The sequence below is a fragment of the Pseudomonas sp. HY2-MNA-CIBAN-0224 genome (genome assembly GCF_040310285.1).
Classification (GTDB): domain Bacteria; phylum Pseudomonadota; class Gammaproteobacteria; order Pseudomonadales; family Pseudomonadaceae; genus Aquipseudomonas; species Aquipseudomonas helleri.
In genome coordinates this window covers 1-26,097 of record NZ_JBEOPQ010000017.1, presented here as the reverse complement: position 1 = coordinate 26,097, position 26,097 = coordinate 1, and the positions used below count along the sequence as shown (strand labels likewise).

Below are 26,097 nucleotides of genomic sequence, written 5' to 3'. Positions count from 1 at the left end.
CATGCTCGAGCAATCCCTGCTAGAGCTGACAGTTACAAGCCTGCTGTCAAGCCAGAGTCTGGTCGACCAGCTGCGGGCCGACCTGCTGTCGCCGCAAGCTGCCGAGCGACTCGGTGAATTCGATAAGCGCCACAAGGTTTACCTGCAACGTCTGGCGCACGAAATTGACCAGCGTCACCATGGCCGCTACCGCCTGAACGACCTGAACAGCGCGGCGGCGCACGCGTGGCCCGCAACGCTGCTCCGCACACCGGACATCAAGCCGCTGGATGCCCTGTTCGACGACTTGTTTCTGTGCAATGGCGACTACATCCACTACCGCCCGGAGCGGCTACGGGACTATGCCAGCATGTGTGCCAAACTGGACCCCAGCGTAGTAGTGGCCTGGCACCTGGCAAAGCAGTTCAAAAAATCTGCTGGGCTTCACTCTGACGATATCTGCCGTATCGTGCAAGCCCAGCAACCGTTGTTCAGCCCTCCTCCGATCAGCAACAAGCCGTTTGCCGAAGGCCATGTCCATCTGGGCGGCATTCATTTCGACGGCATAATCCTGATGAACCAGCTGGCCAACGAACCAGGTATGGAGGACTTTGCCCCACTACATCGGCTCACCCATGCCTTGCTGCGTGAATGGCCGTCCCGAGAAGCAGTCGGCAAACCCCGGCAGATTCATATACTGGACCTCTGTAGTCGCGCCTTGGGCGACCGGCATATGACGGACCCAGTGACAATCCTCGATTGGTCTAGCCTAGCCCATCTGCAGGGTTGCGAAGACGACATCCGCAAACCGAACTGGCTCAAGCGCCAGATTGCCCTTGCGGTCACCCTCGGCGACCTGGACAAGGCATGGCTCTGGCTGCTGGTATGGCTCTGGACTCAGTACCAGTCTGACGCCGCCCCCCCATGCTGCGGATGAGCATCTTCTTTCTGATATCGGCGTTGATGAGCAAGCGTCGCCAACTGATCATGGACGGCCAGGGCCTCTCGCGGTTCTCCGGCATATACGGGAAATTTGCCTCGGCCTCCGGCTCGAAATCACACACCCCGAAACAACGTAGCGCCTTTGCACAAGGCAGCGTGCGAAAACTGTTTCAAGGTGCCGCCGACGTCGCAGAAATCAAGATCAGCGAGAAAGTGTTCAGCCCCGATAGTATTCGTGGCTGGGCGCTGGCGATCAATCGCCATCACGGCCAAGGCAGTGTGCCGTTTCTGAAGCAGGTCAATGCAAAACAAGCCGCCCGCTTCAAGGCACAGATGGAGTGCTGGCATTTCTGTGTGCATTTCCTGCGCCGCACCGAACACCTGAAGAATCGCAGTCAACTCTGGCTCGAGGGTGAAAACCTTTTTCAGAAACTCAGCCAACAAACCGGCTGGTCTGATCCCACGTTTCTAGATGGGTATCTAAGCCCGCATTTTCACTTCGAACCTGATGCCTGGGTTCGTGGCTTCGATGTTGCGGGTGATGAAAACAAGACCCGCAATGAAATCTACGCCCCCATGCTGCGCTGGCTTCGTTCGGGCTTGCAACCCAACGCGCGCAAAGCTGGCGCACACAATGGCTTTCATTTGAGCATCCATGCCGGTGAAGACTATGCCCACCCACTGTCGGGCATGCGCCATATCGATGAAACCGTTCGCTTCTGCGAAATGCGCCACGGTGATCGCATCGGTCACGCCTTGGCACTGGGTGTATCCCCGCATATCTGGTGTGAAAACCAGGGCGACATGTTGTTGCCGGTCGATGAGCACCTGGACAACCTGGTATGGCTCTGGCACAACGCGACATTACTGGCGCCGCGCCTGCCACTGGCCAACAAGGTCTTGCCACGCCTGGAGCGTCGCATTGCACAGTTCGCAGCCCATGTTCCGTGGGTTGGCACAAACTACCTGAATGCGTTCTATCCCGACACGGACAAGAAAACTCCCGTCACCACCGCAACGGCCCGTTTTATCAGTCCGCATACCTTGCACGACGCCTGGAGCCTGAGGCGCAACTGCTTCCACATGCTGGAAGGCTACCGCAGCAACTGTATGAAAGATGCCAAGGTGCTTGCCGCAGTTCCGGATCTGACGCGGCTATCAGCCATTGATTTCGACAAGCTCAATGGTAGCCATGCCGATCCCACCCCCGAGCGGCTCTACTGGCGCCGTTCGACACACATCAAGCAAGGCAATGACAAGCCACTGACCGTGCGGGTCAGTGTGCGCCCCCATGCGACGACCGATTATCTGCTACCGCGCCATGACGCCCATCTACAGCTACTGCTGGACTACGAAACCGAAGACGACCTTGAACTGATGGAGGCCCTTCAGGACTGGCTGATCGACGAGTACGACCAGCGCGGTGTGATATTCGAGACCAACCCCAGCTCCAACGTGTATATCGCGCGGATACGCCGCTACGAGGACCATCCGATTTTCCGCTGGAACCCGCCTGACGAAAGCGTGCTTGAAAAGGGCGCACGGCACAATCGGTTCGGGCTGCGTCGGGGACCGATACGGGTAACTGTGAACACCGACGATCCTGGCGTAATTCCGACCACCTTGCGCACTGAGTACGCCCTGTTGCTGGAGGCCGCCCGTGCGCTGGGTGTCTCGCGCACGTGTGCCGAGGAGTGGCTGGAGCGGCTACGAGTGCATGCAAACGATCAGTTCCACCGCACACACCAACCAGTATTCCGGGACCGCTAGCCGGGCCGATACGGGTACGTCTAGCGCTGCACTACCCGTTGATGCGGGTATAGATACATCTAGACCAACCCGACTATCGGCCGGACAATACCGTAGCCCTGCGCCACCTCGCAGCCAAGTCCCATCAGCAATTCCCCGTGCTCGATCGTCTCCACACTCTCGGGATCACCTGCCGGCCAAACGCCCGCATCAGGGCGATCACCGTACGGGGCAGAACCTCGGTGCAAAATCAGTACCACCACGGTACAGTCCCCAGCTTGAGCAACCTTCTCAAAATTACGCTAAGCACCTGTAACTACGGGACCTCCAGCTATGCCAACCTACGTTCACCTACGAACGCTTTCTCTAGGCATACTCGTTCGCCCAGCAACTCATAATCCCTTGGTCGCAGGTTCGAGTCCTGCTGGGCCCACCACATTAAAAGCCGCTCAATGCGCGGCTTTTTTGTGCCCACCAAAATACCGTCAAAAGATCGCAGCCTTCGGCAGCTCCTTGTATCTCGACTATCGCTCCGTCAGGAGCGATAGTTCTCGACTGATCATCGAGGGAGGGATCTGGAAGCCGTACAGCTCCTTAGGCTTCTTGCCTGCAACGTAGATGGGCTCCAACCCTCCATACTCACTCGTATAGTTCGAACGGTATCTTGGGCCCGCCTCTGGCTAGAGCCCGCATTCGCAAGGTTGGACAGAGTGCAGTGATGATCGAAAACGAGATCCAGTGGAGAGACGATTATGTCCAGTTTCGTAGGCGTCGACATCGCAAAGAACACGTTTGATATCGCTACACACTTGCCCAATGGCAAGCACAAAACCAAGGCCAAGCTAGCCAATGATCCAAAGGGTTTCAAAGAGTTTGAAGCCTGGCTGGACAAGCACGTCGAACCTTCAGCCCTGATCGTGATGGAGGCCACAAGCGTCTATCACCTGGCGCTCGCTGAATTCGTCTACAACAAAGGTTACAGGGTATGTGTAGCGAATCCGGCTACGACCAGTGCGTTCGCTGGCAGTGAACTGCGCCGGATCAAGACTGATAAAAGCGATGCCAAACTGCTCGCCGATTTTGCTCGCGAAAAGAATGAAAAGCTTCACTCATGGGCACCTGAGCCTTTGAAATATCGCCAGTTGAAAGCAATGGTGAGCCGCCTGGATGACCTTCAGGAAATGGAGCAAATGGAGCGCAACCGCCTGGACGTATCTGACGAAAAGGTCAAAGACTCGATCAACTCTGTTCTAAGCCATATCGAAAAAGAGATCGCTGAAACGCATAAAGCTATCAAAAAACACATCGATGACGACCCGGACATGCGCCAGATGCGGGACCTGATCGTGACCATCGACGGTATCGGGCAGAAAACACTTGAGCGGCTGCTGGCTGAGCTGGGTGATCTGCGCAAATACACTGATCCTCGCCAATTGGTCGCTGCTGCCGGATTAAACCCAAAGCTGCAGGAGTCAGGGAAGTTCAAGGGCCATACGCTAATCTCGAAAATTGGTTCGGCACGCCTGCGGGCGGGCCTGTATATGCCCGGCATGGTGGCGCTGAAACACAATGAAGCGATAAAAGCGATGAAAGACCGCCTGGAGGCCAACGGCAAAGCCCCCATGCAGATCATCTGCGCAGCGATGCGTAAGCTGCTGCATTTCATTTACGGGGTGCTCAAATCGGGTCAAGCATATGACCCGAAACTTGCACTTGCGCGGTGAGATTTAAGACGGTATCTACACAGAGCTCACGCTCCCCCGTAGCAGTTGACGAGCCTTGCGAGGCTACGTCCGGGTGCGTAGCAGCCGTAAACCATGCTGAAAAGATCGCGAGACAAGCTCGCTCCTACAGCCAGCGAACACTAAACCCCTGTAGCCGCTGCCGAGCCCTCCCCTCACAAAAACGCAATCCACAACCCCGCCATCAGCAGGGTCACCAAGGTCACCGGCACCCCGGACTTTGCGAATGACCCGAACGAGATCTTGATACCGCACCCCGCAGCCTGTTCCACGACGATGATCCCGGCCAGGCTGCCGAAAATAATAAGGTTGCTCGAAAACCCGGTACCCAACGCTATCGCAGCACCTAACGACTGTGCATTGCCGTCAGGGTGCAAATAAGGGGACAACAGCATGACCGCCGGGTTGTTGCCGACCACATCACTGAGCAATGAACCGGCCACAAACAGCGAAATAGGGTCGTTAACGTCGATGCCCACATGGCGTAACCAGTCAAACAGCGATTGCGGCAAGCCGGTGTTGGCAAGTGCCTGGTTGCAAATGAACAAGCCGATAATCAGCAGCAGCAGGTTGCCGTCAACTTGCTTGAGCACGTCTTTGGAAGCCAGGCTGCGGTTGACCAGCAGGATGCCCGCGCCGGCCAAGGCCACCAGTTCTCGCGGCCATATGTCGGCCACCAAAGCGATGATCACGGCGCTGGCGACGATGATGGCCTTGGTCGTTTCGACTTTATCGAGCTGTACGGGAGGGTGAACGACCGCTTTATCGGTCTTACGCTCAAGCGTCCATTTGCCACGGTATTGCCACGCGATGATGCACCAGATGATGGGCAGCGATAAAAGCGCCGGCACCCCTGCGGCAATCATGAACTCGTTAAACGAGAGATCAAGCGCTTGCGCCGCAATCATGTTTTGCGGGCTGCCGATCAGGGTGCCCGCGGCACCGGCGTTGGCTGCAAAACAAAATGCCAGCAGAAACGGCACCGGGTTAAGCCCCCGCGCCAGCGCCACGCTGACCAGCAGCGGCGTCATCGACAACACCACCACGTCATTGGTCAGCAATGAGGAAAGTCCGGCACTGACGGCAATAAACACTGCTAACAGCGCGACCGGAGTAATTTTCAGCGTTGCGACTTTCTCCGCAGCCCAGGCATAAAACCCCGAGACCGTGAACGCCCCCGACACCACCATCAAGCCAAACAACAGCCCAAGGGTGCGGTAGTCGATGGCATCCCACGCGGCTTGCGGGCTAAGGCTTCCTGCTACGATCATGGCCAGGGCGCCAACGACTGCAGCGCCCGTTCTGTCCACGTTAAATGCCGGCAGCTTACCGACACCCATTACCAAATAAACCATGAAGAAAATGAGCAGGGTTGTGTACATAACGACGCCTAATGCAATGAAGCCCGTCACAGGCCGATATAAGGTGAACCGCTAAATGCCAATAGCGCTTCCTGCTCTGATCAACCAACAGGAAACGCCATGAGATGTCAGACCTGGCCATCGCCGCCCTGAACGTTCAAAACCTTCAGGGCGGCGCTCTAATGATTTAGAGCTTTTCTTTCTTGGCCTGGTGGTACTTCCTTCTGATTTCTTTGAGATCAACCGTAGGTTTGGGCAACTGCATCTTCATGTCTTTGAGCGTCTTCTCAACAATGCTCCCGACAGCCAGGTTGCGGAACCACTTGTGGTTGGCCGGGATGACATACCAGGGCGCATGATCAGTCGAACATTTGTTCAACATCGCCTCATACGCCTTGATGTAGTCGTCCCACAGGGCGCGCTCTGAATAGTCACCCTCGCTGATTTTCCACTGTCGCATTGGATCATCCAGACGCTCTTCAAAGCGTCTGAGTTGCTCTTCAGGCGAGATGTACAAGAAGAACTTCAAGATCGTCGTGTTATTCGAATGCACGGTGCTTTCAAACGCATTGATCAGGTCGTAGCGCTTTTCAATAACCTTGCCGGGCGCCATTTTGTGCACGCGCTGCACAAGCACGTCTTCATAGTGCGAACGGTTAAAGATAGCCACGTTGCCGTCGGCGGGTACATGGGGATGCACCCGCCAAAGAAAATCATGGCTGCTTTCTTCGGGTGTCGGCTGCTTGAAACCATGCACATTGGTGCCTTGCGGGTTCATCGATCGCAACACATGCCAGCAAGTGCCATCTTTACCGGCCGCATCAATGCCCTGCAAAACAATCAGCAAGGAATGTTTGCGCTCGGCATAGAGCTTCTTCTGCAGGTCAGAGATGCTGGCGGACTGTTGATCAAGATGCTTTTGCGCATCCTTTTCCGATTTATAAGGACCATGAAAATCAGGGTCTACGTCAGCGAGGCGAATTTTTGACCCTGGCTTAACAATCAACTTACTCATAAGGCTCATAGTCTGGCTTCCCTAATCATGCGATGGCTTTAGTCAGGTTTTCGCTTTGTTTTTCACGCTTGTCGACGACGGAGAAGTAGATCAACTTCACGATATCGATGATCACCATCCAGACAAGGACGTACACCCAGACAACGCCGATCAGTTCCCACGAAATAGCCGGGACGAAAATACCGAAGGCACAAATAAATACCGCGACAATCTGCGTACCGATAACCGCCAACAACAGCGGCAACGACGGGAACGGTGGTTTGAACACGCTGTTACGGTTACGCACCACAAACAGCAACAAGTGGCCGCCCGCTGCCAACTGCAAGAACAACATGGTCTGTAGATGACTCAGGTCGAGTGCAAACACATGCATCAGTTCTGCGTTGTTCATCCAGTACATCGAGATCAGAACAAGACCAAAGCTCTGCGCCAGTGCCATCAACCCCATCAGTGAAGAGAATATGATGATTCGGTGCATATCCCACCGCACCGGTTTCTTGGCTATTCTGACGTTGTCATAGGCGATGGTCATGATCGGAATATCATCCAGCAACGCCAGTACCACAATCATGATGGCGGTCAACGGACGCACGCCGAACACCAAATAAGACAGCACCACCACAAACATGATGCAAATCGTCATCGCAATCCGGTAGTACACATACGAGGTAATACGCTCGAAGATAGCCCGCGCTTCTTCAATGGCATTCACAATCGTGGATAACCCCGGGGCGGTCAAAATCAGCGCGGCGGCCGATCTTGCCGCGTCCGTTGCACCCGACACCGCAATACCGCATTCAGCCTGTTTCAAGGCCGGGGCGTCGTTAACACCATCCCCTGTCATTGCAACAATGTGATTACGCTCTTGCAGCGCTTTAACGATCTGGTATTTGTTCTCCGGGAACACGCGCCCAAACCCGTCGGCGGCCTCAACTGCACGGGCCGCATCAATCGGAATATGGTTGTTGTCCGTATCTTTAGGGAACACCTGATCAGCAACCAAAAGATGCGTCCCAAGCCCCAGTTGCCGGGAGATTTCGGAACCAATCGCCACGTCATCGCCCGTCACCATCTTCACCGACAGGCCCAGCGCACGTGCCTGGGCAATGGTTTCTTTAGCGTCAGGGCGTGGCGGATCGAGCAACGCCAGCAAGCCCAGGAGGTCCCAGGTTTTGCCGCCATCATCCGAGCGTGCAACACCGAGTGCGCGCGTGCCATGGCTGGCCAGTTCGCTGACTTTGCCAAAGTAAGCCTTGGAGCGCGGATCATCGCTGGAGGTCTCACTGATACCGCACAACGTAGCGATCACTTGCGGCGCCCCTTTGGCATAGGACGTCTGCTTTTGCGAAGCGTCTTGCACCACCGCCAAGGTCTTTTTATTGACCGGGTCAAAAGGCGTGAAGCTGACTTGTTTAAAGCCATCCAGCGATTTTTTATCTTTCAGCGCACTCAATACAGCCTGGTCAATGGCATCCGTACTTTCCGGCTGGCACGCCAACGCCGCGCCCAGAATCACTTCGTCGGGGGTTGTTTTAGGGTCAAAAGGGATCGCGCTATCAACGGTCAGGTGGTTTTGCGTCAGCGTCCCGGTTTTATCGGAGCACAACACATCAACCCCGGCCAGCTCCTCAATGGCCGACAACCGCGAAACAATGGCCTTTTGTTTGGATAACGCCAACGCCCCCAGCGCCATGGTGACGGACATCACCGCTGGCATGGCCACCGGTACCGAAGCGATCAGCAACACCAACACAAACTGCGCAATATCACCGGCCTCAGACCACGCCCAATGCCCTTGCACAACAATGTCTTTGTATAACTGCGTGCCGACCAGAATCAGCGCCAGAATGGCCGCGAGGATAATAAGGAAATCCCCGATACGCAGTACCGCTTGTTCGGCGTGGGACTTGGCACCCGCACTGGCCACCAACTTGGCCGTGCGTCCAAAGAACGTATTGTTACCGGTTGACGTGACAATACCGGTCATCGAACCTTGCCGCGCGATAGAGCCGGAGTAACCGCTGTCACCGACCATCTTCGATACAGGTAAAGACTCACCCGTCAACGCCGCCTGATCCACCGACAAATAAGCGCCGTCGATCAACAGCAAATCGGCGGGCAAAATCTCCCCACCGGACACCGTCACCACATCCCCCGGCACCAGTTCGGCCGCATCGATGGTTTGCAACTTCCCATCACGCTTGGCATGGGCTTTAAGTGCCAAACCTTTCTTCAGCGCCGCCAGTGCACTGGCGGCTTTGTTGTCCTGCCAAAAACCGACAGCCGCGTTGTAAAGCAGCAGGCCGGTAATCACGATGAAGTCTGGCCAGTCCTGACGCGCCAACGAAATAAGTGCCGCTATTTCAATCATCCACGGAATAGGCCCCCAGAAATAACCGAGCAGTTTTTTCCAGCGACTGTCTTCTTTGGCGACAATAGCGTTCGGCCCATACTTTTCAAGAAGGCTCTTGGCCGTTGCCGAACTAAGGCCTTCTGGCGAACTGTTGAGTTGGCTTATTTCTTTCTTGATACCCTCAGCATCCAGTCGCGCCGGCTTGGCGTTAGAAGAGCTGGACGAACTGGGCGAGCTAGCTTTTTTTACCGGGTCACTGCTTGTAGACCCATCGCCTGCCAATGTTATGTCGGACATTCCCTTACCCTCTTAGACGGCTCTCGCTTATTCAGCACTCTCAAACTTTCAGTGTCGCAACCCGATAAAGTTGCGCACTCATATATCTATCCTAAGGTCCGTAATAAAGCCGCTCTGCATAATCCATGACTGCAGAATTGCTATTAACGACTGACCTGCTTAAATAACGACCATCAAACCACTTTATTAACGTATAACCGGCGCAACTAAGTTTTATCCAATCTTGACTGAGTATCAAAATGGATTGGTTTTTTGCGTGTTTTAGATAAACCTATTATTTTTTATGATAATAGTCAGATTGTCACACTTCATGTAACGCCCCGCATCTTCGGGCAAGCGTAGATCAACGTTCATCAATTTCAACACTGCCGGGCCAGATTTTTGGCGGTTGAGAAGACCCGGCCTGTCCCTTACCCTACCTGCCCCACCCTGCCCACACCGGAGCCTTCCTGTGCCTGATACCCACCCGCCCGCACTGGATGATATCGATCGCCAATTAATCGCGGCCTTGCAGCTTAATGCGCGTGAGAGTGTGGCGATGCTGGCGCGGCAGTTGGGGATTGCGCGCACCACGGTGACGTCGCGTCTGGCGCGGCTGGAGAAAACCAAGGTCATCACCGGGTATGGTGTGCGTTTGAGCCAGCGCCTGGTGGATGGCGGGCTGCAAGCCTATGTCGGGATTACCGTACAGCCGCGCTCCGGCAAAGAGGTGGTGCGGCGTCTGAGCAGCATGGCCCAGGTGCAACAGTTGTGCGCCGTGAGTGGCGAGTTCGATTACGTGGCCTGGCTGCGCAGCGAATCCCCCGAGCAACTGGACCAGTTGCTCGATCAGATCGGCAGCGTCGACGGGGTCGAAAAAACCACCACCTCGATCATTCTCAGCAGCAAGGTCGACCGCGGCTAAGGCGTTATGCCTGCGCCACACATCACTCTGTCAGCAAGATTCGTCATATTGACTAAACAAATGTCATAACGACGACACTTTGCGTCTTATTACCGTGTTCCGCGCTCCCTAAACTGGCGGCTGTCTTTTCCTATACTCACGTGTAACGCGAGTCGCCCAGTAAGGTCAGCCATGAACAAGAACAATCGCCACCCTGCCGACGGCAAAAAACCGATCACAATTTTCGGCCCCGACTTCCCCTTTGCCTTTGATGACTGGATCGAACACCCGGCCGGGCTGGGCAGTATTCCGGCCAATAAGCTGGGCGCTGAGGTGGCGATTGTCGGCGCCGGGATGGCGGGCATGGTGGCCGCTTACGAGCTGATGAAGCTGGGCCTCAAGCCCGTGGTCTATGAAGCGTCGAAGATGGGCGGGCGCCTGCGTTCACAAGCCTTCGAGGGCAGCGAAGGGGTGATTGCCGAGCTGGGCGGCATGCGTTTTCCGGTGTCTTCCACCGCGTTTTACCATTACGTCGACAAGCTGGGGCTGGAAACCAAACCGTTCCCCAACCCGCTGACACCCGCGTCCGGCAGCACCGTCATCGACCTCGAAGGCCAGACCTTTTACGCACAAAAGCTGGCGGATCTACCCGCCCTGTTCCAGGAAGTGGCTGACGCCTGGGCAGACGCGCTGGAGGAAGGCTCGCGCTTTGGCGATATTCAACAAGCCATCCGCGACCGCGACGTGCCGCGCCTGAAAGAGCTGTGGAATACCTTGGTTCCGTTGTGGGACGACCGCACCTTCTATGACTTTGTCGCCACCTCCAAAGCCTTCGCCAAGTTGTCTTTCCAGCACCGCGAAGTGTTTGGTCAGGTCGGGTTTGGCACCGGCGGCTGGGACTCGGACTTCCCCAACTCGATGCTGGAAATTTTCCGCGTGGTGATGACCAACTGCGACGACCACCAGCACCTCGTAGTGGGCGGCGTCGAGCAAGTGCCGCTGGGCATCTGGAGCCATGTGCCAGAGCGTTGCGCCCATTGGCCTGAAGGCACCAGCCTGCGCTCGCTGCATCGCGGCGCGCCGCGCACCGGGGTCAAAGCCATTTCCCGTGCCGCCGACGGGCAGTTCTCGGTCACCGACAACCTCGGCGTCACCCGCACCCACGAAGCCGTGTTGGTGACGTGCCAAAGCTGGTTGCTGACCACGCAAATCGACTGCGAAGAATCGCTGTTCTCACAAAAGGTGTGGATGGCGCTGGACCGTACCCGTTACATGCAGTCGTCAAAAACCTTCGTCATGGTCGACCGCCCGTTCTGGAAAGACAAAGACCCGGACACCGGCCGCGACCTGATGAGCATGACCCTCACCGACCGCCTGACCCGTGGTACCTACCTGTTCGACAACGGCGACGACAAGCCGGGGGTGATTTGCCTGTCGTACTCATGGATGAGCGATGCACTGAAAATGCTCCCGCACCCGGTGGAAAAACGCGTCAAGCTGGCCCTCGACTCGCTGAAAAAGATCTACCCGAAGGTCGACATCGCCAGCCGCATCATCGGCGACCCGATCACCGTGTCGTGGGAAGCCGACCCGCATTTCCTTGGCGCCTTCAAAGGTGCGCTGCCGGGTCACTACCGATACAACCAGCGTATGTACGCGCATTTCATGCAGCAAGACCTGCCCGGCGAACAGCGCGGGATTTTTATTGCCGGCGATGATGTCTCATGGACACCGGCCTGGGTTGAAGGCGCGGTGCAAACGTCGTTGAACGCGGTCTGGGGCATCATGACCCACTTCGGCGGCAGCACCCACGCCGACAACCCGGGCCCCGGCGATGTCTTCCACGACATCGGCCCGATTGCCTTGCCGGACTGACCGTTACATAAATCCGACTGTGGGAGCGGGCTTGCTCGCGATGGCATCAACGCGGTCACTGAGCTAGTCCGCGTCGCCTGCATCGCGAGCAAGCCCGCTCCCACAGGGATAGTGAATAAGGAGAGCCACCATGCGCATCGCCCTTTACCAATGCCAGCCCTTGCCACTCGACGTGGCAGGCAACCTCCAGCGCCTGGCTTCCGTTGCTTCACAGGCCCAGGACATTGACTTGCTGGTCCTCCCCGAAATGTTCCTCACGGGCTACAACATTGGCGCCAAAGCGGTGGCCGATCTGGCCCAGCCCTCTGACGGCGACGCCGCGCTGCAGATTGCCGAACTGGCGCAAAACACCGGCATCGCGATTGCCTACGGCTACCCCGAGCGCGACCTTGACGGGCACATCTACAACAGCGTGCAGGTGATCGACAGCCACGGCAAAAGCCTGTGCAACTACCGCAAAACCCATCTGTTCGGCCAACTCGACCGCGACATGTTCAGCCCCGGCCCGGACGCCTTTCCGGTGTTCGAACTGAATGGCTGGCAACTCGGCCTGCTGATTTGCTACGACCTCGAATTCCCCGAAAACACCCGCCGTCTGGCCCTCGCCGGGGCCGAGCTGATCGTCGTCCCCACCGCCAATATGGCGCCGTACGACTTTATCGCCGAGGTTACCGTGCGTAGCCGGGCCTTCGAAAACCAGTGCTATGTGGCCTACGCCAACTATTGCGGGCACGAAGGCAACGTCCATTACTGCGGGCAAAGCAGCATTAGCGCCCCCAACGGCCAGCAAATCGCCGTGGCCGAGCAGGACGAAACCCTGATTACCGCCACCCTCGACAGCCAACAATTGGAGGATGCCCGCACCGGCAACTTCTACCTGGCTGATCGCCGCCCCGAACTTTACACCCCGCTGAGCAAGCGCTGATCGCCCGTAATCCGCTAGCATGTGGGCATCTCTGTTCCGGAAATGCCCATGTCTGCGCTGAACCCCTCCCAAGCCCGCCGTTTGACCCTCACTGACGGCCTGACTCTTTCAATGCGCCACGCGCCGCGCCTCAAGCGCTGTGCGGCGTTTTTACGGGTTCACGCAGGCAGCCACGACGTGCCAGCCGCCTGGCCCGGGCTGGCGCACTTTCTCGAACACCTGTTGTTCCTCGGCACCGAGCGCTACCCCGCCGCCGATAACCTGATGGCCTACGTGCAACGCCACGGCGGCCAGGTCAACGCCCGCACCAGCGAGCGCCATACCGACTTCTTTTTTGAACTGCCGGTGGCCGCCTTCGAAGGCGGCCTGGCGCGTTTGTGCGACATGCTCGCTCAGCCACGCATGAACCCGGCGGAGCAACTGCGCGAACGTGAAGTGCTGCACGCAGAATTTATCGCCTGGGCCCGTGAGCCATCGGCCCGGCGCCAGTTCGAATTGCTCCAGCCGCTGAACCCGGCTCACCCGCTGCGGGCTTTTCACGCCGGTAATCGCTACAGCCTGCCGATCCAGCGCCCTGCATTTCAGCAAGCCCTGCACGATTTTTACCGAACGTTTTATCACGCCGGCAACATCAGCCTGAGCCTGGTCGGCCCGGTGCCCGAAGACGAACTGCTAACCCTGGCCGAGCGCTATACCGAACCCTTCGCAGCAGGCCCATCACAGGCGCAAACCCGCCCACCAGCCTTGCTGCCAAACGGCGAAACCGTGTACCAGCAACTCGACGACCAACACCTGAACCTGCTGTTCGCCTTCGAACAACTGCCCGAGGCCTCCAGCACGGCGCTGGACTTTTTGTGCCGCTGGATCAATGCCGACAAGCCGGGAGGCCTTATCGCCTGCCTGCGCGAGCAGCAACTGTGCACCGGCCTGAAAGCCGAGACGCTGTACCAGTTCGAGGGCCAGGCGCTGCTGCACATCACCTTCAGCGCGGCGGGCAACATGACGCAAAACGCCACGACCGTGCGCGACGCGTTTTACGACTGGCTGGCCTATTTCAGCACGCAACAACACCATCCCGCCCTGCGCAACGAATTCCAGTGGCTGCGCCAGCGTCAGTTGGAGGTCAGCAGCGCGCTGGAACTGGCCCGCGCTGATTGTGAGCAACGTGTACCTAGGTTGTCAGATCAAGCCATAGCAGCGCTCGCCGGCGTGCTGCAACAGATGCTACCCCCGGCGCAACCGGCCGCTGGCCACGCCTGGCAGTTGCCACCGCCCAACCCGTTTTTGAGCGCCCCCGAAAAGCCAGCCAATGCGGGATTGATCCGTGGCCAGACCAGCGCTCACCGGGGCTTGCGCACCTTTGCCCAAGACCGCTTGCGCAGCCGTCGCGACCATTCGGCCATGAGCTTCAGCGCAGACCTGCCCGCCACCGGCCAAGAGGCTGCGGTTTACCTGCGTTGGCGCTTGCCGGCCAGCCCGGCCGACAGCTTGCTGCTCGCACTGGAGAACCGCCTGCGCCCGCTGCAACAGGATGCCCGCGAGGCCGGGGTCGAACTGTCATGCAGTGCTTCAGGCCATGACTGGCAGCTGAAAATGCAGGGCTTTCACACGCCGATGCCCGCCATTCTGGAGCACGCTTGGCGCGCCCTTGAAACACCGGACGCGCCGCCGGGCACCTCGCCAGCGGCGCCGTTGATGCCGATTCGCCAGTTACTTAAACGCCTGCCGCAATGCAGTCAGCCTGCCACCGACGCCACCTTGAGCGATGCCAGCCAAGGCTGGGCGGCTTCACGCTGGGACGGCCTCGCGCTCGGCCTGCCTGCGGCCACGCAGCCCTTGATCAGCGCCGCCTTGAACAAAGCCCCCGGCACGCCGGACGCGCACTTGCCAACGGCCGCGCACTCGACCCAACGGCGCTGGGTCACAGAACCCTGCGATTCCAGTGAACACGCCGTGCTGCTGTTCTGCCCGGCACCCGCTAGTGATCTGGCGGCCGAGGCCGCGTGGCGTTTGCTCGCCCAGTTGGCAAGCACGCCGTTCTATCAACAACTGCGGGTTGAGCAGCAATTGGGCTACGCGGTGTTCAGCGGGCTGCGCCAGCTCAATGGGCAAACCGGCCTGCTGTTCGGCGTGCAATCGCCTCACGCCCCCGTGGCAGACATCTTCGAGCACATCCGCGCATTCCTGGCTCAATTGCCGACGCTCATCACGACACTGGATGAAACAACCTTCATCCAGGCGAGAGATGCCTTGGCGCAGCAGTTTTTGCCCGAGTCATTGAGCGGGGCTCAAGCGAGTGAACTGCTGTGGCAAGCAAAAATGGGGGGCCACCCGTCGGACGACTTGAAAGCGCTCTATACCGCGCTTATAAGGCTGGATCCACGGACTACACTGCAGGCAGCTCAGCAGATTAATCAGCCTGAGTGCGCTTGGCTGTGTCTGGCTACCCAGCCCGCAACTGAAACGTTTTTTCTCGGACAAAGCTGATTTTTACCAACCGCGTAATGAGCTTTCTCCGACATAGAGCGCTCAGCAACAGACAATTTTAGTAACATAGCCGTCCAAGTTGTCAGAACCACTCCTTCGGGAGAGGGACTAACCCAGAGACACCCCACCAACCGCTGAAGGAGACACCCTATGTCGTGGACTAAACCTGCTTACACCGACCTGCGTATTGGCTTTGAAGTGACCATGTACTTCGCAAGCCGTTGATCTGTCCCGGCTCTTGGTTATCAAGAGTTGAGCAGAGCAACCCAACGCCTCGGCTCGCCGGGGCGTTTTTATTTTCAGATTTGCAAGAGAACACGCCATGTTTGTCCAGATTTTAGGTTCCGCCGCCGGCGGTGGTTTTCCACAGTGGAACTGTAACTGCGTGAACTGCGCGGGTTTTCGCGATGGCAGCCTGAACGCCAAAGCACGCACCCAATCCTCGATTGCGATCTCTGACGATGGCGTCAACTGGGTGCTGTGCAACACCTCGCCCGACATCCGCGCGCAACTCCAGAGCTTCGCCCCGATGCAACCGGGCCGCGCCCTGCGTGACACCGGCATCAGCGCCATTATTTTGATGGACAGCCAGATCGACCACACCACCGGCCTGCTCAGCCTGCGCGAAGGCTGCCCGCACGAGGTGTGGTGCACCGACATGGTCCACGAAGACCTGAGCACCGGCTTCCCGCTGTTCAACATGCTCAAGCACTGGAACGGCGGCCTGAACTGGAACCGCATCGAGTTGCACGGCTCGTTCACCATCCCGGCCTGCCCGAACCTGCGTTTCAGCCCGCTGCCGTTGCGCAGTGCTGCGCCGCCTTACTCGCCGCACCGCTTCGACCCACATCCGGGTGACAACATCGGCCTGATCGTTGAAGACCTGCGCACCGGCGGCAAGCTGTTCTACGCGCCGGGGCTGGGCAAGGTCGACGCGCCGTTGCTGGACATCATGGCGGGCAGCGATTGCCTGCTGGTGGACGGCACGATGTGGGACGACGACGAAATGCAACGCCGTGGCGTGGGCACCCGCACCGGCCGTGAAATGGGCCATCTGGCACAAAACGGCCCCGGCGGCATGCTCGAAGTGCTGGAGCAATTGCCCGAGCAGCGCAAGGTGCTGATCCACATCAACAACACCAACCCGATCCTCGACGAAGACTCCGCCGAGCGCGCCGAACTGGCCCGCCGGGGCGTTGAAGTGGCCTTTGACGGCATGAGCATCGAGTTGTAAAAGGCAAAACTCTGTAGCCGCTGCCGCAGGCTGCGATGGGCTGCGCAGCGGCCCCGCTTTTATGAAGGGCCTTCGGCCCTTATCGCAGCCTGCGGCAGCGGCTACAAAAACAATTTATCTGGAGGCACCATGACCCAAGCCCCACTCTCCACTGCCGAGTTCGAAGCCGCGCTGCGGGCCAAAGGCGCGTATTACCACATCTATCACCCGTATCAGGTGGCGATGTATGAAGGGCGCGCGACCCGCGAACAGATCCAGGGCTGGGTCGCCAACCGCTTCTATTACCAGGTCAACATCCCGCTCAAAGACGCCGCCATCCTGGCCAACTGCCCGGACCGCGAAGTCCGCCGCGAGTGGATCCAGCGCCTGCTCGACCACGACGGCGCCCCCGGCGAAGACGGTGGCATCGAAGCCTGGCTGCGCCTGGGCCAGGCCGTGGGTCTGGACCCGGACCAACTGCGTTCCCAGGAACTGGTGCTGCCCGGCGTGCGCTTTGCGGTCGACGCCTACGTCAACTTCGCACGTCGCGCCACGTGGGAAGAAGCCGCCAGCAGCTCGCTGACCGAAATGTTTGCCCCACAGATCCACCAGTCACGCCTCGACAGCTGGCCGCAGCATTACCCGTGGATCGACCCGGCCGGTTATGAATACTTCCGCACCCGCCTGGGCCAGGCCCGCCGCGACGTTGAGCATGGCCTGGCGATCACCTTGCAGCACTACACCACCTACGCGGGTCAGCAACGCATGCTTGAGATTCTCCAGTTCAAACTGGACATTTTGTGGAGCATGCTCGACGCCATGACCATGGCCTACGAGCTGGACCGCCCGCCCTATCACAGCGTGACCGACCAACGTGTCTGGCACAAAGGAATCGCCCTATGAGTTTCGATCGCAGCAAAACCCCGACCTGGCGCCAGGGCTATCGTTTTCAGTACGAACCCGCGCAAAAAGGCCATGTGCTGCTCTACCCCGAAGGCATGATCAAACTCAACGAGAGTGCGGCCCTGATCGGTGGCCTGATCGACGGCGAGCGCGACGTGGCGGCGATCATCGCCGCACTGGACGCGCAGTTCCCCGGCGTGCCGGAGCTGGGTGATGACATCGAGCAATTTATGGAGGTCGCACGTGCACAGCACTGGATCGAACTTGTCTGACAGACCGCTGGCGCTGCCGCCCAAACCCGAGGTCGGCCTGCCGCTGTGGCTGCTCGCCGAGCTGACGTATCGCTGCCCGCTGCAATGCCCGTATTGCTCCAACCCGCTGGACTTCGCCCAGCAAGGCAAAGAGCTGAGCACCGAGCAATGGGTCAAAGTGTTTCGTGAAGCGCGGGAAATGGGTGCGGCGCAATTGGGGTTTTCAGGCGGCGAGCCGCTGGTGCGTCAGGACTTGGCCGAGCTGATCGGCGAGGCCCGCAAACTGGGTTTTTACACCAACCTGATCACCTCCGGCATCGGTCTCACTGAGCAAAAAATCAGCGACTTCAAAAAGGCCGGGCTGGACCATATCCAGATCAGCTTCCAGGCCAGCGACGAGCAAGTGAACAACCTGCTCGCGGGCTCGAAAAAGGCCTTCGCGCAAAAGCTCGAAATGGCCCGCGCGGTCAAAGCCCACGGCTACCCGATGGTGCTGAACTTCGTCACCCATCGGCACAACATCGACAAAATCGACCGCATCATCGAGCTGTGCATCGCCCTCGAAGCCGACTTTGTCGAGCTGGCGACCTGCCAGTTCTACGGCTGGGCGCAGCTCAACAGGGTCGGCCTGCTGCCGACCAAAGAGCAATTGGTACGCGCCGAGCGCATCACCAACGAATACCGCGCCAAACTCGAAGCACAAGGCCACCCGTGCAAGCTGATCTTCGTCACCCCGGACTACTACGAAGAGCGGCCAAAAGCCTGCATGAACGGCTGGGGCAGCATCTTCCTCACCGTGACCCCGGACGGCACCGCCTTGCCGTGCCACGGAGCTAGACAAATGCCGGTCGAGTTCCCTAACGTGCGTGACCACAGCATGCAACACATCTGGTACGACTCGTTCGGCTTCAATCGTTTTCGAGGCTATGACTGGATGCCCGAGCCTTGCCGCTCGTGCGACGAGAAAGAAAAGGACTTCGGCGGCTGCCGTTGCCAAGCCTTTATGCTCACCGGAGACGCCAGCAACGCGGACCCGGTGTGCAGTAAATCGCCGCAACACGACCTGATTCTCAAGGCGCGCGAAGAAGCCGAGCACGCCACCCAGACCATCGAACAATTGGCCTTCAGAAATGAACGAAACTCACGCCTCATCGCAAAAGGCTGAACCTTTCAGCGCCGCCCTCGCCGTTGCCGCCGGTGTCGATTTCGCCGAACTGCGGGTCGGCCCCCACGGCCTGTTCTGGAACGAATACCGCCCACAAGAAGGCACCTGCCGCATTTGGCACTGGCGCGATGAGCAGGCGCATTGCCTGACTCCCGCCACCTTCAGCGTAAGCAGCCGGGTGTATGAATACGGCGGGGGGGCTTTTTGCCTTAGCGATGACGGCGTGGTGTTCGTCAACGAAACCGATCAGCAACTGTACCAACAGGCCCTGGACGGCAGCGCACCGCACGCGCTGACCCACGGCACTTGCCGCTACGGCGACGTGCAGTTTGCCCACGGCCGCATTTGGGCGGTAGAAGAAGACGCCGCGCAGCACCGGCTGGTCAGCATCGACCTGGCCACCCGCCAGCGCCAGGTGCTGGCCGAAGGCGCCGACTTTTACGCCGCCCCCACCCTCAGCCCGGACGGCCAGCGCCTGGCCTGGATTGAGTGGAGCCGCCCGCATCAACCCTGGACCTCAACCCGCCTGATGCTCGCCGAAGGCCATCACCAAGGCCAGTGGAACCCCGCGCACTGCATTGCCGGGGACCTGAGCGAAGAGTCTCTGCAACAGCCGCGCTTTGACGAACACAACCGCCTGTACTGCCTGACCGATCGCGGCGGCTTCTGGCAGCCGTGGTCCGAGTCGGGCGAAGGCCTGGTGCCCGCGCAAAGCGCAGCGGCCGACCACGCCCCTGCACCTTGGCAACTGGGCGGCCGGACCTGGCTGCCGCTGGGCGAACAGAGCTACTTGGCGACCTGGACCGAGGCCGGTTTCGGACGCTTGGGCATTCACGCGGCTGACGGCAGCGTCGAAGACTTCACCGGCGACTACAGCCGGTTTCGCTGCCTGGCGCTGGATAATGCCTATCTCTATTGCATCGCCGCCTCCCCCGTCAGCCCGTCGGCGATCCTGCGCATTCGCCGCAGCGACAAACAGGTCCGCGTGCTGGCCGGTGGCGTGGCACCGTTGCCCGCCGCACAGATCAGCCGCCCGCAGACCTTGCGTTACCCGTCCGGCAACGGCGAAGCCCACGGCTTCTTCTACCCGGCGATGCACGGCGAGGTTAAACCGCCCTTGGTGGTTTTCGTGCACGGCGGCCCGACATCCGCCTGCTACCCAATGCTCGACCCGCGCATTCAGTACTGGACCCAGCGCGGCTTTGCCGTGGCCGACCTCAACTACCGGGGCAGCACCGGCTATGGCCGCGACTATCGGCAAGCCTTGCACCTGAAATGGGGCGAAGTGGACGTTGAAGATGCCTGCGCGGTGGTCAGCTACCTGGCCGGGCAAGGGCTGATTGATGGCGAAAAAGCCTTTATTCGCGGCGGCAGCGCGGGGGGCTACACCACCCTGTGTGCGCTGGCGTTCAAAGACGTATTCCGTGGCGGTGCCAGCCTGTATGGCGTCAGCGACCCGATTGCACTGACGCGCAGCACCCACAAGTTTGAAGGCGACTACCTCGACTGGCTGATCGGCGACCCTGTGCGCGATGCCGAGCGTTACGCAGCGCGCACACCGTTACTGCACGCCGGGCAAATCCGCGTGCCGGTGATCTTCTTTCAAGGTGAACTGGACGCCGTGGTTGTGCCACAGCAAACCCGCGACATGCTCAAGGCCCTGGAAGACAACGGCATCCCGGCCAAAGCGTATTACTACCCGCAAGAACGCCACGGCTTTCGCAAAGCCAGCAACCAGGCCCACGCGCTCGAGCACGAATGGCTGTTCTACAACGAACTGCTAAACCAATAACCGTGCAACCCTGTAGCCGCTGCCGCAGGCTGCGATGGGCTGCGTAGCGGCCCTGCATTTGAATAGAAAGCGAAGGTCCTGCGGCCCTTATCGCAGCCTGCGGCAGCGGCTACAGGTTGGGGACTATGAACGCTTGGCGATGATGTACACCGCGTGCACGATCCCCGGGATGTAGCCGCACAGGGTCAGCAAGATGTTCAACCAGAATGCCCCGCCAAACCCCACCTGCATGAACACGCCCAATGGCGGCAGCAAAATGGCAATGATGATCTTCAGAAATTCCATACGCTAGGCTCCCAGTCCTTAACGGGCTCACACGGCCCTTACCCTTAATCGACTCATCGGCCCGACAAAAGGTTCAGCGCAGACTTATCCACAGACAAAAAAACGCCCCGCGCCGAACGAAACAGGCACAGGGCGACGCGTTATACCGCGAGACGGTTCTTTAGAAGGCGTTACGTCGCAACCGCACGACGGCAGTGCAACTGCGCCGTACGCACGCGGGCAAAGGCCCGGGCCAGACGCAGCAACATCTCGTCGATGTTGCCTTTGCTGACGCACAACGCCGGGGTAAAGCGCAGGCAGTTGGGCTGCGGGGCGGTGATCAACAGCCCTTCGTACAGCGCAGCTTTAACCACGTCCTCAGCCGAGTCATCCGACAAGGTCAGGCCCCAAAACAAACCCTGACCGCGCAATTCACCCTGTGCATAACTATTGGCCAGTCGCCCCAGCCCTTCGCGCAGGTACTGACCCGCGTCGCGCACTTGCGCCAGAAAATCTTTTTCCAGAATCGTGTCGAGCACCGCCACACCGGCCGCCGTCATCAACGCGTTGCCGTGGTGGGTGCCGCCCAACTCGCCGGGCTCCAGGCAGCATGCCTTGCCACGGGCCAGCAATGCGGCCAACGGCACGCCGCCGCCCAGGCCTTTGCCCAGGGTTACGATGTCGGCGCGCACGCCGTAGTTCTGCTCTGCCAGCAACGACCCGCAGCGGCCCATGCCGGTCTGGACTTCATCCAGAATCAGCAAAATACCCAGCTCGCGGCACAGGCGCTCGACGCCCTTGAGGTAATGCTCGGTCGCCGGAATCACCCCCGCATCGCTCTGCACCGGCTCCAGCATGATGGCCACGGTCTGCGCATCCACCGCCGCGTGCAGCGCAGGCAAGTCGTTAAACGGTACGTTGATAAAGCCTGGCAGTTGCGGCTCAAAGCGGTTGTCGAAGGTGCCGCTGCCCGAAGCCGACATCGCGCCGAAGCTGCGACCGTGGCAGCTGCGCGTTGCAGTGATGATCCGGTGGGCGCCGTTACGGTGCAGTTGGCCCCACTTGCGCGCCAGCTTGATCGCGCCTTCGTTGGCCTCGGCCCCGGTGTTTAAAAAGTGCACCTGATCGCTGCCCGTGCTGTGGCACAAGCGCTCGGCCAGGGTCAGCATGGCGCGGTTATAAAAACCTGCGCCAGGGTTCATCAATGACTGGGCTTGTTCCGTCATGGCCTTGACCAGCACCGCCGGGCTGTGGCCCAGGCTGTTCACGGCCCCCCCCTGGGTGAAGTCGAGGTACGCACGGCTCTCGCTGTCCCACATCCAGGAACCCTGGCCACGCACAAACACCTGCGCCGGGCGTTCTACGCTGGGCATCAGGCAAAAGCGGGCTTCGGGGGTGCTCTCGTGCGCGGGGGCAGGCTCCGCCACGGGTTGAGCAAGATGGGCTTGGGGGCGACGCAAGTTAAACAGGTTCATGCACGCAGGCCTTGTGTTCATAAGCAGATTCGATTTGCAACCGCCCCGGCACGGCCCGGGCGCTAAAACCTCTGACGGGTTTTTAGCCTTGCCTATGTAAATAAGCGCGCCACCGGTACGGTTTATCGCGCGTTTTTGCTCGATAGCCCCAGTGGAACGGGCGTAGACTAGGCGCCCACAAGCCTTTGAGCTATTTCGTTTTTTAAGCATTTTCGATAAGTATTACTTATGGATTTCAAGCAACTGCGTTATTTCGTCGCGGTGTACGAAGAAGGCCATGTGGGCCGCGCTGCCGAGCGTCTGTCGATCTCCCAACCGGCGCTGTCACAGCAGATCCGCCAGCTCGAACACAACCTCGACGTGACCCTCTTCGAGCGCAGCAGTAAACGCCTGCTGCCCACCCTGGCCGCCCACACGCTGTACAACCACGCCTTGCCGCTGCTCGACGGCTTGCAGCGTGCGCGTGAAGCGTTGAGTAACTTTCAGGGCCATGCGCTGCGCACCATTGCCATTGGCGTGCTGCAAACCGTGCACACCAGCCTGGTGCCGCAAATGCTCGAGCGCGTGCGCCAGGCGCAGCCGCATTTGGTGGTACAGATTTACGAATTGACCGGCATGGAAATCGAGCGGCGCCTGCTCAATGGCTCACTGGACATCGGCATCAGCTATTTGCCGCCGCGCCAGCCGGGGTTGCATGGCACGCCGTTGTACGAAGATGAACTGCAACTGGTCATCCCGGCGGATCATCCGTTGCGTGAATTCAAGAAGGTGTCACTGACACAGGCCGCCGAGTTGCCGATGTTGTTGCTCGGGGAAGAGTTTCAGGTACGCCAGATCTGGCAAAACCAACTGGCCAGCCTGGGCCGTCGCCCGCAGGTGCAGGCCGAGTTGAACACCATGGCCGGGATACTCGACAGCTTGCTGCACACCAAGTTGGCGACCGTGCTGCCGGGGCGCTCGCGCCATGAAAACGACCATCAGGCGCTGCTCTGGAAACCCCTGAGCGAACCCCGTGTACCGCTGAAGGTCGGCCTGGTGTGCCGCGACGTCCAGCGCCAGCAAGCCACCCTGGGGCTACTGCGCAGCCTGCTTGAAGACGTGATTCAACACCAGGAGGCGCCGCTGTAAGGCTGCACGATTCCCTGTAGCCGCTGCCGCAGGCTGCGATGGGCTGCGTAGCGGCCCTGCATTGAACCAAGAGCGAAGGTCCTTCGGCCCTTATCGCAGCCTTCGGCAGCGGCTACAGAAATTTCAGGCGCACAAAAAAGAAAACCCCGCCTAAGCGGGGTTTTGCAGACTGTTTCCCTGACATCCTTTTCGCTCCACCATCCTGGCGGAATCCTACGTGTCCGTGTTGTTACTTTGAGCTTCCTGCTCTACGTCCTTGAAACCAAGATTACCCATGGATCCAATTTGGCGATATGGGCGATTGGCAGCACGTAATGTAAGCAAAAGCTTACACAGGACTAAACACCTTAAAACTGGGCCTCATCCAGCAAATACAGCGACTCACTGCCCGCCTTGACCGAAGCACTCAACGAATGGATACGCGGCAATAAACGCGCGAAATAAAAGCGCGCAGTGCCCAGCTTGCTGGCATAGAACGCGTCATCCGCCTCTTTACCCTGCGCCGCACGGGCCATCAACGCCCACATGTAGGCATACGCGGTGTAGCCGAACACGTGCAGGTACTCAACCGACGCCGCGCCGATTTCATTCGGGTTGTGTTGTGCGCGGTCGAGTACCCAGGCGGTCAACTGGTCAAGGGTGTCCAGCGCAGCAGCCAACGGCTGGGTGAACTCGTTGAGGTCAGCCGGGGCCTGCGCGATGAACTGGCGGATCTCGTCAGCAAATACACGGTAGTCAGCCCCGCGATTGCCGACGATTTTGCGCCCCATCAGGTCCAGCGCCTGAATGCCGTTGGTGCCTTCGTAGATCTGCGTAATGCGCACATCACGCACCAACTGCTCCTGGCCCCACTCGCGAATGTAGCCATGGCCGCCAAACACTTGCTGGCCGTGCACCGTGGTCTCCAGCCCCAAGTCAGTCAGGAAGGCCTTGGCGACTGGCGTCAGCAACGCCACCAAACCATCAGCGCGAGCGCGGGCGGTCGGATCTTCGCTGAACTTGGCGATGTCCAACTGATTGGCCACGTAAGTCGAGAACGCACGGCCCCCTTCGTTGGACGCCTTCATGGTCAGCAGCATGCGGCGAACGTCGGCGTGCACGATGATCGGGTCTGCCGCTTTGTCTTTGGCCTGTGCGCCGGTTGCCGCGCGCCCTTGCAGGCGGTCACGGGCATATTCCACGGCGTTCTGATACGAGCGCTCACCCGAGGCCAGGCCCTGGATACCCACGCCCAGACGCTCGTAGTTCATCATGGTGAACATCGCCGCCAGACCACGGTTAGGCTCACCCACCAGATAACCCACGGCCTCATCGAAGTTCATCACGCAGGTCGACGACGCCTTGATGCCCATCTTGTGTTCGATCGAGCCGCAGAACACCGGGTTGCGCTCACCCAGGCTGCCATCGGCGTTGACCAGCACCTTGGGCACCAGGAACAGCGAAATGCCTTTAGGCCCCGCCGGTGCGTCCGGTAGCTTGGCCAGTACTAAATGAATGATGTTTTCGGTGAGGTCGTGTTCACCACCGGTGATAAAAATCTTGGTCCCGCTGACCTTGAACGAACCGTCAGCTTGCGGCTCGGCCTTGGTGCGGATCATCCCCAGGTCGGTCCCGGCGTGGGGCTCGGTCAAGCACATGGAACCGGCCCACTCGCCCGAGTACATATTGGGCAGGTAAGTGGCTTTGAGTTCTTCGCTGGCGTGAGCGTTGATCGACACGCAGGCGCCAGAGGTGAGCATCGGGTACAGGCCAAAGGCCAGGCTGGAGGAGTTGATCATTTCTTCGACCTGGGCCGATACCGCCTTGGGCATGCCCATGCCGCCGAAATCGGGATTGCCACCCACGCCTACCCAACCGCCTTCAGCGTAGGTTTTATAGGCATCGACAAAACCGGCCGGCGTGGTCACCACGGAGTCACTCCAGTGGCAGCCTTCCTCGTCAGCCTCGCGGCTCAACGGGGCGACGCTCTTGGCGGTCACCTTGCCGGCTTCTTCGAGAATGGCTTCGACCGTTTCAGCATCAACGGACTCGGCCAATGCAGGCAGTTGCGCCCAGAGAGTCGCAACTTCGAACACTTCATTGAGGACGAAGCGCATATCACGCAGCGGCGCTTTGTAATCAGCCATGGCAAACCTCGTAATCTGTAAACGACGATTAATGTGGGACGCAGTCTAGCTTAACGACGCGAGCGATACATAGGGTCAAGCAGTGACCAATAATAAACATATGGTCACATTCTGTAGGAGCGAGCTTGCTCGCGATCTTTTGATCTTTTAAAAGATCGCGAGCAAGCTCGCT

Annotated in this window: 20 protein-coding genes; 14 read left to right on the top strand and 6 right to left on the bottom strand. The window is 59.2% G+C overall.

The features are described from left to right. Position 1 precedes the first annotated feature (1 nt). From AAEZ03_RS10675 to AAEZ03_RS10665, 3 genes are all read left to right on the top strand, one after another. Positions 2-916 carry a hypothetical protein gene (locus AAEZ03_RS10675; protein WP_350578378.1) on the top strand — a complete coding sequence of 305 codons (915 nt, stop codon included), beginning with the start codon at positions 2-4 and terminating at the stop codon, positions 914-916. Further along, positions 913-2,691, top strand: a complete 1,779-nt coding sequence (locus tag AAEZ03_RS10670) for a hypothetical protein (protein ID WP_350578375.1) — start codon at positions 913-915, stop codon at positions 2,689-2,691. The genes AAEZ03_RS10675 and AAEZ03_RS10670 overlap by 4 nt, the downstream gene beginning before the upstream one ends. A gap of 731 nt (positions 2,692-3,422) precedes the next feature. After that, positions 3,423-4,394 carry an IS110 family RNA-guided transposase gene (locus tag AAEZ03_RS10665; protein ID WP_350578372.1) on the top strand — a complete coding sequence of 324 codons (972 nt, stop codon included), beginning with the start codon at positions 3,423-3,425 and terminating at the stop codon, positions 4,392-4,394. 173 nt (positions 4,395-4,567) lie between these two features. On the opposite strand, the gene AAEZ03_RS10660 is transcribed toward AAEZ03_RS10665, so the two are convergent. From AAEZ03_RS10660 to AAEZ03_RS10650, 3 genes are all read right to left on the bottom strand, one after another. Then, positions 4,568-5,752 (bottom strand): ArsB/NhaD family transporter, encoded by a 1,185-nt coding sequence (locus tag AAEZ03_RS10660; RefSeq protein WP_278941595.1) that lies wholly within the window; start codon positions 5,750-5,752, stop codon positions 4,568-4,570. Positions 5,753-5,960: 208 nt separating this feature from the next. Further along, positions 5,961-6,788, bottom strand: coding sequence for a polyphosphate kinase 2 family protein (locus AAEZ03_RS10655; protein WP_218576904.1), 828 nt, complete (start codon positions 6,786-6,788; stop codon positions 5,961-5,963). A gap of 25 nt (positions 6,789-6,813) precedes the next feature. Next, complete coding sequence (locus AAEZ03_RS10650) at positions 6,814-9,438, bottom strand: plasma-membrane proton-efflux P-type ATPase (RefSeq protein WP_350578369.1); 2,625 nt, start codon at positions 9,436-9,438, stop codon at positions 6,814-6,816. Positions 9,439-9,889: 451 nt separating this feature from the next. Between AAEZ03_RS10650 and AAEZ03_RS10645 the strand changes: the two genes are divergently transcribed. From AAEZ03_RS10645 to AAEZ03_RS10600, 10 genes are all read left to right on the top strand, one after another. After that, positions 9,890-10,342 carry an Lrp/AsnC family transcriptional regulator gene (locus tag AAEZ03_RS10645; RefSeq protein ID WP_281852772.1) on the top strand — a complete coding sequence of 151 codons (453 nt, stop codon included), beginning with the start codon at positions 9,890-9,892 and terminating at the stop codon, positions 10,340-10,342. Positions 10,343-10,513: 171 nt separating this feature from the next. Next, positions 10,514-12,196 (top strand): flavin monoamine oxidase family protein, encoded by a 1,683-nt coding sequence (locus tag AAEZ03_RS10640; RefSeq protein ID WP_153334265.1) that lies wholly within the window; start codon positions 10,514-10,516, stop codon positions 12,194-12,196. Positions 12,197-12,326: 130 nt separating this feature from the next. Further along, positions 12,327-13,121, top strand: coding sequence for a carbon-nitrogen hydrolase family protein (locus tag AAEZ03_RS10635; RefSeq protein ID WP_350578364.1), 795 nt, complete (start codon positions 12,327-12,329; stop codon positions 13,119-13,121). 48 nt (positions 13,122-13,169) lie between these two features. Next, on the top strand, positions 13,170-15,608 hold the full coding sequence (pqqF, locus tag AAEZ03_RS10630; protein WP_350578361.1) for a pyrroloquinoline quinone biosynthesis protein PqqF: 2,439 nt from the start codon (positions 13,170-13,172) through the stop codon (positions 15,606-15,608). 150 nt (positions 15,609-15,758) lie between these two features. Beyond that, positions 15,759-15,833, top strand: a complete 75-nt coding sequence (pqqA, locus tag AAEZ03_RS10625; RefSeq protein WP_003422658.1) for a pyrroloquinoline quinone precursor peptide PqqA — start codon at positions 15,759-15,761, stop codon at positions 15,831-15,833. 97 nt (positions 15,834-15,930) lie between these two features. Continuing rightward, positions 15,931-16,842: a pyrroloquinoline quinone biosynthesis protein PqqB gene (pqqB, locus tag AAEZ03_RS10620; RefSeq protein WP_048372265.1), complete on the top strand. Its 912-nt coding sequence runs from the start codon at positions 15,931-15,933 to the stop codon at positions 16,840-16,842. Positions 16,843-16,971: 129 nt separating this feature from the next. Beyond that, complete coding sequence (gene pqqC / locus AAEZ03_RS10615; RefSeq protein ID WP_048372266.1) at positions 16,972-17,724, top strand: pyrroloquinoline-quinone synthase PqqC; 753 nt, start codon at positions 16,972-16,974, stop codon at positions 17,722-17,724. Next, a complete protein-coding gene (gene pqqD / locus AAEZ03_RS10610) occupies positions 17,721-17,996 on the top strand; it encodes a pyrroloquinoline quinone biosynthesis peptide chaperone PqqD (protein WP_048372268.1) in 276 nt (91 codons plus the stop codon). Before pqqC ends, pqqD begins: the two co-directional genes overlap by 4 nt. Then, positions 17,968-19,140, top strand: a complete 1,173-nt coding sequence (pqqE, locus tag AAEZ03_RS10605; protein WP_048372269.1) for a pyrroloquinoline quinone biosynthesis protein PqqE — start codon at positions 17,968-17,970, stop codon at positions 19,138-19,140. Before pqqD ends, pqqE begins: the two co-directional genes overlap by 29 nt. Continuing rightward, positions 19,106-20,932 carry a S9 family peptidase gene (locus tag AAEZ03_RS10600; protein ID WP_350578357.1) on the top strand — a complete coding sequence of 609 codons (1,827 nt, stop codon included), beginning with the start codon at positions 19,106-19,108 and terminating at the stop codon, positions 20,930-20,932. The genes pqqE and AAEZ03_RS10600 overlap by 35 nt, the downstream gene beginning before the upstream one ends. Before the next feature lie 123 nt (positions 20,933-21,055). On the opposite strand, the gene AAEZ03_RS10595 is transcribed toward AAEZ03_RS10600, so the two are convergent. Next, a complete protein-coding gene (locus tag AAEZ03_RS10595; protein WP_350578354.1) occupies positions 21,056-21,217 on the bottom strand; it encodes a YqaE/Pmp3 family membrane protein in 162 nt (53 codons plus the stop codon). A gap of 170 nt (positions 21,218-21,387) precedes the next feature. Continuing rightward, the gene (locus AAEZ03_RS10590) at positions 21,388-22,671 is read right to left on the bottom strand and encodes an aspartate aminotransferase family protein (RefSeq protein WP_153336727.1); all 1,284 of its coding nucleotides are present in this window, start codon (positions 22,669-22,671) and stop codon (positions 21,388-21,390) included. A 228-nt stretch (positions 22,672-22,899) separates the two neighbouring features. Between AAEZ03_RS10590 and AAEZ03_RS10585 the strand changes: the two genes are divergently transcribed. Beyond that, a complete protein-coding gene (locus tag AAEZ03_RS10585) occupies positions 22,900-23,799 on the top strand; it encodes a LysR family transcriptional regulator (protein ID WP_262124206.1) in 900 nt (299 codons plus the stop codon). 347 nt (positions 23,800-24,146) lie between these two features. Here the strand turns inward: AAEZ03_RS10585 and AAEZ03_RS10580 are convergent, their stop codons facing one another. Then, positions 24,147-25,925, bottom strand: coding sequence for an acyl-CoA dehydrogenase C-terminal domain-containing protein (locus AAEZ03_RS10580; protein ID WP_350578351.1), 1,779 nt, complete (start codon positions 25,923-25,925; stop codon positions 24,147-24,149). Positions 25,926-26,097 lie beyond the last annotated feature (172 nt).